Source organism: Streptomyces sp. NPDC001373 (genome assembly GCF_042895815.1).
In the GTDB taxonomy this organism is placed as follows: domain Bacteria; phylum Actinomycetota; class Actinomycetes; order Streptomycetales; family Streptomycetaceae; genus Streptomyces.
In genome coordinates, this window is sequence record NZ_JBIAWQ010000046.1 from 1 (window position 1) to 10504 (window position 10504).

Consider the following 10504-nt stretch of genomic DNA (forward strand, 5'->3'; position numbering starts at 1 on the left):
GTTTCGGGGGTCACTCCACTCCGGGTCGACCCCCAGCTCCCGGGCGATCTCGGTCACGTGCCCCTCGACCGCGCCGGAGTTCCAGGCCAGGCGCTGGGCCACGCCCTGCCGGGCGCCCGGCGCTTGACAGCGCCCCAGAATCAGAATGAACATTCATTCCGTGACTCCGTCCAACAAACCCGACCTTGCCCCACGGCTGCTCGACGCTGCCATCGCACTGTTCGCCGAGCGCACCTACGAAGGCACCCAGATGCCCGCCGTTGCGCAGCGCGCCGGGGTGGGGGTGGGCAGCATCTACCGCTACTTCCCGAGTAAAGAGGCGCTGGGCAACGCCGCGTTCCAGCACGCCAAGCGGGCACTGTTGGACCGGCTGGCCGAGACGGTCGCCGAGGGCGGCCCAGCTGCGGACGCCCGGGAGGAGTTCGGCCGGTTCTGGCGCGGCTTCACCCGGTACGCGAGCGACCACCTGGATGCGTTCGTCTTCCTGGAGCACCAGCAGCATGACACCTTCCTGGCTCCCGAGAGCCAGGCCCTGGCCGCGCAGATCGACGCGTTGGCCCAGGACTTCATCGAACGCGGCCAGCGGGCCGGCGAGATCCGCGCCGGAGACCCGGAACAGCTGGTCGCGATGGCCACGGGGGCGTTCACCGGGCTGCTGAAGCAGCAGCGCCCCGCAGGTCTCGCCCAGCTCTCCCCCGAGGCCCTCGCCCAGGCGGAAGAAGCCGTCTGGGACCTCCTGCACCGAAAGGCCGGCTGATGACCACCGCCAAGACCGTTCTGATCACCGGCTGTTCCTCGGGCATGGGCCGGCGTACCGCGCTCGCCCTGCACCGGCGCGGCCACCGCGTCTACGCCACCGCCCGCCGACCGGAAACGCTCGCCGAGCTGGCCGTTGAAGGCCTGACCACCCTGGCGCTGGACGTCACCGACGAGGCGTCCATGGCCGCCGCCGTGGCCCGGATCGAGGAGGAGCACGGCAGCGTCGACATACTGATCAACAATGCCGCGTACGGCCTGCACCTGCCGGTGGAGTCCGCCACGCCCGGCGAGGTGCGGGCACAGTTCGAAACCAACGTCTTCGGGCTGGTCCGGATGACCCAGCTCGCGCTCCCCGGGATGCGGCGTGCCAGGCACGGACGGATCGTCAACCTGTCCTCCATGGGTGGACGTTTCTCCCCGCCCGGTGGTGCGTTCTACCACGCGAGCAAGCACGCGGTGGAGGCGATCAGCGACTCGCTGCGGCTGGAGGTCGCGCCGTTCGGTATCAAGGTCGTGGTGGTCCAACCCGGGCCCACCATCACCGAGTTCGCCGACACCGCAGTCGGCACGATGCAGGCCGAGACCGACCCCGCCGACCCGTACGGGCGGTTCCGCGCCGAGCTTGCCGACATGTACGCCAACAAGGCATTCCGCCGCCGCAACGGCGCGGTACCGGCCGAGACGGCGACCAGGGTGATCGTCCGCGCGGCGACCGCCCGCAGGCCGCGGGCGCGGTACGCGATCGGGGCGATGGCACGCGGAACGATGCTGGCCAAGCGGCTGCTGCCGGACGCCGCCTTCGACGCGGTGATGCGGATGAACTTCCCACTGCCGAGCGCGTGAACCCGCCGCGCCCGCGGACGGGTCCGCTCCCCGTCCAGGGCCCGGAGGAGACCAAGCCCGATGAGACCGTGACCGACTGACGTCCCCTCCTGCCCCATCCCCTTGGGCGGGGTCCGGCTCTGCCCAGCAAACGGCTAGTGCGAAAATCCCCCGTCCGCAAGCTGTTGCCCCAGGTCAGGCCACTCCGGCGGGGTTGGAGGGTGACCTGGTAGCCGAGGTGGGTCGGTCGGCTGACGAGCCGTCGGGCCCGCCGGGCCTCGCCGGTGCGTTCGGGGAAGCAGTCCCCGCCGAGATATTGATAGTCGATATCGTTGGTGAACATGTGCCACACGGCGACGAGGATCGAGTGCTCGAGGGCGGATCAGGGCTCTCTTCTTGCCGCGGCGGGAGGCGATACGTCGGCAGTGGGCACTGAGGTAGGTCCCTTTGGAGCGGGCCGCTGAGGTGGCGGCCTGTCCGAGGCCCCCCTTGAGCCAGGGGTCGCCATGGCGGGTCCTGCCAGTGCTGCGCTTGCCGGCGGACTCGTGGTTGCCCGGACAGACCCCGGCCCAGGAGGCCAGATCGGCGGCCGAGGGGAACCTGGTGATGTCCGCGCCGATCTCCGCCAGAACCACCTCGGCCGCACGGGTGCCGGCGCAGCGCCTGCCACAGCAGCCGGAACGCCTCCCGGCACGTCACAGCGTCCGCGACTTCCGGGTCGAACCACTCCCCCCACGGAGCGGATCTCGGTGGTGCCGCCCTCGGGTACGGCGGCCGGAGCGTAGCGGCCCGCCGGCTGGCGCTGGTGCACGAAAAGCCCGGCCAGCCTGTCCCGGCCGGAGCCGGTGGCGGTCAGCCCGGACCGCCTGGTCGCGCACAACCAGAACACCGGCCGCCGCGTCGAGGAATGTGGAGCGGGCCTGCTGGACGAAGTTCGGGCGCTTGGAGGCTAGGGGTGCCCACCGCCTCAAACGCGGCGCCCGCCGGGCCCTCGGGAACAGTGGGCAGCTCACACGGCCCGGCTTCGGCCATCGGACGCGGCGCGGCAGCGACCGGAGCGACCGAAGTCGAGAAGTCCACGGACGAAGCAACCGAGCCGAGACATCCGCGTGAGCCAACGTCTCGGGGGCGGTGTGGGCCCCGGCCGGAACCGGCTGTTCAACCACGACGGCGGGGCGGGTCAGCGCCGGAGAGACCGTGGCAGCAGGCTCGGTGAACGGCACGGCCTCCGGTGCCGGTGGCTTCTCCGCCGCCTTCTTGGCTTCCTTCTTCTGCCGCTCTTCGCGGCTCTTGTGGCAGGGGTAGCAGCGTCTGCCGGGGCGGCGGGTCCACGAGCGGCCGATCTCGCAGACGTGGCTGGACTCCTCTCTGAGCACGTCGCCGCAGTCGGTGCAGGCCAGGCTCTGGAGGAAGACGCGGTGCCGGTGGTCATCCTCGGCCCGGCGACCAGGAGAAGGCCGACCCCGAGGGCGAGGGCGCGGCTCCGCACTGCTGAGCACCACCCTCGCCCGGTTGGCTGTCTTGTCAGTCGACCAGGACGCCGGGGTTGAGGATGTGGCGGGGGTCGAGGGCGTGCTTGGCGGCGCGCAGGGCCAGGGCGAAGGGCTCGGGGCGTTGGCGGTCGTAGGCGGGGCGGTGGTCGCGGCCGACGGCGTGGTGGTGGGTGATGGTGGCGTGGTGGCGGTGCAGCACGTCGTTGGCGGCGGCTTTGATGTCGTCCCAGACCGCGACCTCGTCGCCGGGGCGCCCGGCCACGGCGACGGTGAAGTAGGGGGCGGCGCCGTCGGGGTAGACGTGGGTGAGACGGCAGTTGACGGTGGCGGGGTGGCCGGTGGCCTTCAGGGCGGCGGCGGCGACTTCGGTGCGGACGGCGTCGATCAGGGCGGGGATCAGGTCCCAGGTGGCGGCGGTCTCGAAGGTCTCGACGACGGCGCCCATCCGGGCCAGTCCGTCGCGCAGGTAGGGCATCCGCAGGAACGTCGAGCGCCAGGCGCTGACGGCCGGGTCGGCGGGGGCGTCGCGGTCCGTCGCAGGCGGTTCGGCGTGGCCGCCGTGCGCGCGGGCGAGGTCCAGGGCTGTGGCGAGGCGGTCACCGACCGGGGCGGTGGCCGATTCGAAGCCGAGCACCAGGACGCTGGAGCCGTCGGGCGAGGCGCCGGCCAGCAGTGCCTCGCCGGGGTCGAGTAGGCGGCAGTTGGCCGGGGCGAGGTCGGACTGGGCGATGGCGCGCACAGCGTCCAGTGCGCGCGGAAAGTCGGCGAAGGCCACCGACACGGAGGCGCGGTGGCCGGGGCGCTCCTGCAGGCGCAGCCAGGCCTCGGTGATGACGCCGAGTGCGCCCTCGGAGCCGAGGAAGAGCCGGTCGGGCGAGGGCCCGGCGCCGGAGGCGGGCAGCCGCCAGGACGTGCCCGCCCCGGCGGGGGTGATCACGCGCAGGGACTGGACGAAGTCGTCGATGTGGGTGCGGCCGGTGGCGTAGTGGCCGCCGGCGCGGGTGGCGAGCCAGCCACCGAGGGTGGAGAACTCGAAGCTCTGCGGGAAGTGGCGCAGCGTCAGGCCGTGGGGCCGCAGTTGGGCCTCCAGCACCGGGCCGAGGGCCCCGGCCTGGATCAGGGCCGAGCGGCTGGTGGTGTCGATCTCCAGTACCCGGTCCATCGAGGTCAGGTCGAGCGAGAGCACGGCGCGGTGGGCGTCGCCGCGGTACTCCACGCCGCCGACCACGGAGGAGCCGCCACCGAAGGGGATGACGGCCACGTCGTGCTCGCCGGCCCAGTCCAGCAGGTCGGCCACGTCCTGGTCCCCGGTCGGGTGGGCGACGAGGTCGGGGATCCGGCCGGGTCGGCCGCGCAGGGCGCGGATCACGTCGCGGTAGGCCTTGCCCATGGCGTGGGCGGCCCGGGCCTGCGGGTCGGTGGTGACCAGGTGCGCCAGGGCGGGCGGGGCAGTGGCGGCGGGGCGGCCGATCGGCAGGTCGGCGACGCGGGGCACCGGCAGCGGGCGGGCCAGGGTGCCCGGCAACAGGGCGCCCAGAGCGGCGCATTCGGCGTCGTCGGGGTGGGCGTCGACGTAGCCCCAGCCCCACCAGGAGCGGATACGGGGGACGGACGTGGTGGCAGGCACGGGTGCTCCCGGGTGGGATCGAATGAACTTACCCATCGGTAAATTACCTTAGGGTAAGATCTGGTTCCATGACAATGCTCTCCTCCCGGGCCGGCACCAAGGGCGTGCCGAGGGCCGACCGCGAACGGCAGGTCCTGGCTGCGGCCACCGAGGAGTTCGGCCGTCTCGGCTTCGAGGCCACCACCATGGCCGCCATCGCCACCCGCGTCGGCGTCACCAAACCGCTGCTGCACCAGTACTTCGGCAGCAAGCAGGACCTCTACCTCGCCTGTCTCGACCCGGTCGGCGACCGGCTGCTGGACGCCATCTGCAACGCCATGGCCGAACACGGCACCGGCGCACCGCCCACGCCCCTGCGCGTGCTGCACGCCCTCTTCGACGCCCTCGACGGCCAGCGCGAGGCCTGGTTCGTCCTCTACGACCCCTCGCTGCCGTCCGGCAGCGACGCCGCCCACCGCGCCGCGTACTACCGCGACGCCATCGACGACCTCGCCGCCACCGGCACGGCCGAACTCCTCCGTACAGCCGGATCCGGCGACCCCCTCGACGCCGACGCCCTCAAGTACGCATGGCGCGGCCTGTGCACCGCCCTCATTCGCTGGTGGATCAACCACCCCGACCAGACACCCGAAGCCATGACCCGGCGCTGTGCTCGGCTCACCGCGGCCAGCCACGCCATCCTCGCCGCCGACGAGGACCACAGGTGATCTGGACCGGCACCTCCTGGTCGTGAGCCAACTACGCGGAGCCCCGGTCAGCTCTCGGCGGTCTCGTCCTCCTCCTCGTCGGCCCCGGCCGGGTCGCGCAGGGGCCGAAGCACCCGTCGGCCGGGGTGGAGCCGCGGAAGCCGTAGCGGCCCAAGACGTTCAGGTTGGCGCGCTGGAGCGGAGAGAGCCGGGCCACTTCCTCGTCCAGGACGCCGTGCTCGCGCTGCTCGGCTGGCAGCGCCCACAGGGTGGCCACGGCGGCATGCAGGTAGCAGGTGGTCCACAGCACCGTGGCCTTTCAGCACCAGGCCGAGCACGCCGAGTTGGTCCTCCTGCCCCGTCCGACCGGTGGACACCGGTCAGCGGGACTGTAAAGTCGTTCCACATGATGGGCATGGCGCCGACCGGTGCGAATTCGATCTGCGGATCGGAGCTGTGGACCAGACACATCACGCGGCGTCCGAACAACGCGGCCCGACGGGCGTTGTCGGCGACGATGTCCAGGATGATCTGCGCGCTCTCCGGATGTGCTGCGGCGAAGACATCGAAGTCGGTGAAGACCAGGACCAGGCCGGTGGCCTCCGGGTCGATCCCATAAGCGGCGTAAACGGCGACATCGCCGAAGCAGTCGTCGAACGCGTCCAAGCTGCGCCCGTGGAAGTCGGGGAAGTCCAGTGCGGCGCCGATCCCTCTGAGGAGGTCTCCCTCCGATGAACAGGCAGCCGCATCCAGACTCGTGACCTGGTAGCCGTGCTCGTCCAGCCATGCTGTGCACTCCTCCAGCAGGTTGCGGCGCCAGAAGAGAGTGACGAAAGTGTTCATCACGAGGCGGAAATCGAGGTCGGACGCGGAGTCGGGGGTGAAGGCGGCCATGCTGTTGACCCTAGCCGGTCATGGTGTCAGCAGGACGCAGCGTCTCGTCACACTCCGTGCTTGCTCCCCAAGATCTGTGCCAGAACCCACTACTGCTCGATAAAGCCACTCAGTGATCGGCTACACCACACAGCGGACGCTATCGGTCCTGGCTCAGGTTGTGCCCCTGGACCGTGATGGCCTGTCTCTCGGTCTGACCGGGGTCGGCCGCGAACGCCGGTGACCCATGCCGGCGCCGGAGGGAAGCGCGCATCCCTCCGGCGCCCGGCGTCGGGCGCCGGCTCCCTGAATCCGGAGACCGGCCGGGAGGTGACGTCGCGTCTCCTCCCGGCTGGTGTCGGCTCCGACTGTCGTGCTCCGCCGGCCGGGGCCGGGTCAGTACTGAGTGGACACCGTGACTCCGCTGAAGTCGGTGGTGGCGTGCAGGGTGACGTAGCGGTATCCGGCGGTGGGGTTGGTGACGGAGATGCTTTCGGTGTTGCCGGAGTTGGTCGACTTGGCCGTGTAGACGGTGGGGGTGGCCCAGGTGTCGGGGTTGTAGTAGAGGTCCGCGTTGCCGGTGCCGCCGCTGGTGGTGACCGTCAGTGTCACGTCGCCGGCCGGCAGGTAGATCCACAGGTAGTCGTTGTTGCCGGCGGTGGCGGACTGGTTGGTGCGCGAGCAGTTCTGGCCCATGGCCTGGGGGTTGGCGTCCGAGCACGCGGGCAGGGTGCCGCCTGTGCCGGACCCGAACACGTAGCGCGTGGTCAGGGTGACGCCGCTGAACGCGGCGGTCGCGTGCAGGTCGATGTAGCGGTAGCCCGGCGCGGCGCTGGTGAAGCTGAGGGTGAGGCTGTCGTCGTTGCCCGGGTTGGTCGACTTGGCCGTGTAGGCGGTGGGGTAGGCCCAGGTGTCGGGGTTGTAGTAGAGGTCGACGTTGCCGGTGCCGCCGCTGGTGGTGACGGTCAGCGTCACGTTGCCGGCCGGCACGTAGACGTACATGCCCTGGTCGTTGCCGACGGCCGCCGACTGGTCGGTCCGGTAGCAGTTCTGGCCCATGGCGCGGGTGTCCGGGTCCGTGCACGGCGTCGCGGGGCCGTTGGAAACGGCGTTGGCGAGTGCGTCGAGCCAGGCGTCGAAGTCGGCGTCGTACCGGGTGCCGATGCCGGTGTTGTAGACGGCGTAGCCTCCGGCGTAGTCGCCGACCCGGAAGTGGGCGAGCATGTTGTAGATGTCCGCTGGGTGCTTCTCGAACATGTACCGCACGGCGAGGTAGCCCCACGGGTAGGTGCGTGTCTGGTTGGAGTTGTCGTACGTGCTCTGCCACAGGGTGCTGAGTGCGTAGGTGTGCTGGCTGGCGACGGTGATCGCCTGGGTGTTGGTGACGCCGAGGTAGCTGTAGGAGACGTACTCGGCCTGGCCCTCGATCCACCAGACGTCCGGCACCGATATCTGCGTGCTGAAGGTGCCCTTCATGTCGTACGCGCTCTGGAGGAGGTGCGCGAACTCGTGGTTGAGGTTCCACACCCGCGCCGGGAAACCGTTGTCCGTGTCCCACTGGTACTGGACTGAGACGGGCTGGTTGTTGGGATCGGTGATGTTCCCGGTCAGCGTTTCGCCGCCGTTGTTGGTGCTGTTGCCGAAGATCCAGCTGGAGTACGTCTGGTAGTCTTTGCGGCTCCCGAAGATGGCGAGCCGGACGTTCGTCTCGTACTGGCCGGGAATCGGGCCGTTGTCCTTGTCCAGGTTGTGGAAGTACGGTGCCTCGTTCTGCAGGCTCGTGCAGACGGTCGTCAGGTCGGAGGGGCTCAGGGCCTGGGACAGGAGGGTGATGGTCGGGCCGCACGCGTACGTGGTCGGCAGCGAGGCCGCCGTCAGCTGGGCCGCGAAGTTGCAGGTGCCGTAGTACGAGCACTGCGTCCTGTCGTAGGCGTCGGTCATCCCGGCGACCCCGACCCACAGTGGCGCCGACGTTCCGGTGATCGCCGAGGCGCCCAGCAGCCCCTTCGCCAGCGGACGGACCTTGGCCTGGAGCGCGGCGGTGTCGAGGAAACGGGCGGTCTCGGTGCCCGCGTTGGAGGCCAGGTAGTACCAGGACCCGCTCAGCGTCGACTGGTGGTTCTGCACGAACGTGTTCAGCGTGTCGATGATGCTCGGGTCGGCGATGACCGTGTTGATGAACGCGGGATTCTGGTGGCCGCGGAAGAGTGGGGTGAAGACGTCGTTGACGGCCACGTCCATGCTGAAGTACGCGTCGTAGGAGCTGTTGTAGGCGTTGAGCACCCGCTTGTAGGTGTTCAGGTAGCGGGCTTGCTCGTTGGCGCTGTCGGTCAGGATGATGACCTCGCCCGAGATGTCGCCGTTGGCCGAGCTGACATCCATGAAGTGCGAGGACGCCACGAAGGCGTCCAGCCCGCCTTCGATGGCGGCCGCCAGGGTCGGGCCGTACGTCCCGACGTCGGACGAGTGGTAGAACTGCACGTAGTAGCCGGCCCGCAGGAACAGTACGAGCTGCCACACATGTGTCGAGTTGTCGCCGGGGTAGCCGGCCGAGGTGCTCTTGAAGGCGTTGGCCACGGTGACCATCTGGGCCTCGCCGAACACGTTGTGCGCGTCGGAACCTGTGATGCTGAACAGCGTGTTGACGCAGTTGGTGGTCGCTGACTGGATGTAGGCGACCAGCGCGGAGCCGGAGCGGCTGCCGAAGTCGGCGGGTGTGCATGACTGTGCTGCGGCGAGTGCCGAGGCCTTCGTCTGTGTGGCGGGCTTCGGCTGTGTCACCGGGTTGGCGGGGCGCTGGCGGGCGGCGTCGATCGGTTCGCCTCGCCGGTCCGCCTGGTCGGACGAGCCGGTGTCGCGCCCCTGCGGCGCTGACGCCTGGGGTGCGCTCGCGGTCCTGGCGGGGACGGTGGCCGACGGCTTCGGGCTGGGTGCGGCGGACGAGGGCGGAGCCAGCAGGCTCAAGGTCGCGATGCCGGCGGCCAGGGCGGCGGCCAGGAATCTGGGTAGGGCAAATCGACGGCGCATCAATGCTCCTGAGTGGACGTGGGGGCGCGCATCGGCACGGGGGAGTGAGGCGTGACATGTAACATCTCACTGTGGCATGCCGCTGACAACCTGTTGTGTGATAGGAGATTGCGCGGGCGGTGATAACGCCGGTGGACGTGCACCACGCGGCGTACGTCGGCCTCTGCGGCGCTGTGGCCGGTCGCTGCCCGGGTGTTTCGAACTTCGGCTTCGGTCACGGCTGCACGTGCGCGGCGAGGTCGCGGTAGGCGGCGGTCGCGGAGCGGTGGACGGCCTCGACGATCTCCTCGGAGACGCCGTTCGGCTGCCATGCCAGCAGGTAGCGGAACCAGACCGGTCTGCCGGTGAGGGGTTTGACCGGACGGAAGGTCGCCTGCACGACCGCGACGCCCAGCCCGTCGGCTGCCATGTCCTGCAGTTGGCGCCGGTCGCCGAGGAAGCGGTGCAGGGTGGCCGGGTGGAAGCCGGCCGCCTGGCAGGCGGCGAAGAAGACCCCGGGCCAGCCGGCTCCGTCATCGGGGGCCACGAACCAGGCCTCTGCCGCCAGTTCGGACAGTGCGACCTCGATCCGGTAGGCCAGCCGGTGGTGCGCGGGCAGCGCCACGAAAGCCGGCTCCGTGACGATCGCGCGATGCGCGACGGCGTCGGAGTGCTGTAACTCCATTCCCGGATAGTCCGTGCCGATCGCAGCGTCCAGTTCACCGGCCTCCAGCAGCTCGACGATCTCCGCCGAGGAGTAGACCGAGCTGACGGTCAGTGTCAGGTACGGCAGCGTCCTGCGGATCCGATGGGCGAGACCGGACAGGATCGGGGGGTTGGTCGCGGCCAGGCGCAGGACCCGACCGGCCCCAACGGTTTCCCCAGGTGGACACCGGCCGATGGCGTCCACCTGGGCAAGCACCTCTCGGGCTTGGGCGATGACCTTCACGCCGAACGGCGTCGGCACCGTCCCCGCTTGGCTGCGGACGAACAGCTCGCCGCCGAAGTGCCTCTCGATCCGCTTGAGCTGGGTGCTCACGGCCGGCGGTGTCGTCGGCCGGGCGTTGCACCGTACTCCTCAGGCCCGGAAGGTCCGCCCGGGCGTGGCCGGGTGGTGCGCGCGGGCGTGGTGCCGACCACGAGTGCTCCGGCACCACACCCGCGGGGGTACTATCAGCCGTCCGTCAGCAGGTGAGGACGGGCCCCGCCCAGTCGGCGTGTGGAGTGACCCCCGAAAT

Annotated in this window: 7 protein-coding genes and 3 pseudogenes; 3 read left to right on the top strand and 7 right to left on the bottom strand. The window is 70.3% G+C overall.

All coding sequences use genetic code 11. The annotated features are described in order from the left end of the window. The first annotated feature begins 160 nt into the window (after window positions 1-160). Both ACFY15_RS36525 and ACFY15_RS36530 read left to right on the top strand, forming a co-directional pair. Window positions 161-757, top strand: coding sequence for a TetR/AcrR family transcriptional regulator (locus tag ACFY15_RS36525; protein WP_390827040.1), 597 nt, complete (start codon window positions 161-163; stop codon window positions 755-757). Next, window positions 757-1602: an SDR family NAD(P)-dependent oxidoreductase gene (locus ACFY15_RS36530; protein WP_390827041.1), complete on the top strand. Its 846-nt coding sequence runs from the start codon at window positions 757-759 to the stop codon at window positions 1600-1602. Before ACFY15_RS36525 ends, ACFY15_RS36530 begins: the two co-directional genes overlap by 1 nt. Window positions 1603-1736: 134 nt before the next feature. Here the strand turns inward: ACFY15_RS36530 and ACFY15_RS36535 are convergent, their stop codons facing one another. Then, window positions 1737-2216: a transposase gene (locus ACFY15_RS36535; RefSeq protein ID WP_390827042.1), complete on the bottom strand. Its 480-nt coding sequence runs from the start codon at window positions 2214-2216 to the stop codon at window positions 1737-1739. 889 nt (window positions 2217-3105) lie between these two features. After that, on the bottom strand, window positions 3106-4737 hold the full coding sequence (locus tag ACFY15_RS36540; protein ID WP_390691708.1) for an FAD-binding oxidoreductase: 1632 nt from the start codon (window positions 4735-4737) through the stop codon (window positions 3106-3108). 32 nt (window positions 4738-4769) lie between these two features. On the opposite strand from ACFY15_RS36540, the gene ACFY15_RS36545 reads away from it, so the two are divergent. Beyond that, the gene (locus ACFY15_RS36545; RefSeq protein WP_390691709.1) at window positions 4770-5408 is read left to right on the top strand and encodes a TetR/AcrR family transcriptional regulator; all 639 of its coding nucleotides are present in this window, start codon (window positions 4770-4772) and stop codon (window positions 5406-5408) included. 47 nt (window positions 5409-5455) lie between these two features. Here ACFY15_RS36545 and ACFY15_RS36550 read toward each other — a convergent pair. The 5 genes and pseudogenes from ACFY15_RS36550 to ACFY15_RS36570 all read right to left on the bottom strand — a co-directional run. Beyond that, a pseudogene (locus tag ACFY15_RS36550) lies at window positions 5456-5752 on the bottom strand (Tn3 family transposase); the annotation flags it as partial. A gap of 139 nt (window positions 5753-5891) precedes the next feature. Further along, window positions 5892-6281: pseudogene (locus tag ACFY15_RS36555) on the bottom strand (barstar family protein); the annotation flags it as partial. A gap of 375 nt (window positions 6282-6656) precedes the next feature. Next, a complete protein-coding gene (locus ACFY15_RS36560) occupies window positions 6657-9287 on the bottom strand; it encodes a M9 family metallopeptidase (protein WP_390827043.1) in 2631 nt (876 codons plus the stop codon). Window positions 9288-9501: 214 nt separating this feature from the next. Then, entirely contained in the window at window positions 9502-10233 is a 732-nt protein-coding gene (locus tag ACFY15_RS36565) for a LysR substrate-binding domain-containing protein (protein ID WP_390827044.1), read from the bottom strand. Then, window positions 10228-10308 (bottom strand): annotated as a pseudogene (locus ACFY15_RS36570) (LysR family transcriptional regulator); the annotation flags it as partial. The gene ACFY15_RS36565 and the pseudogene ACFY15_RS36570, both read right to left, overlap by 6 nt. Between the last annotated feature and the right edge of the window lie 196 nt (window positions 10309-10504).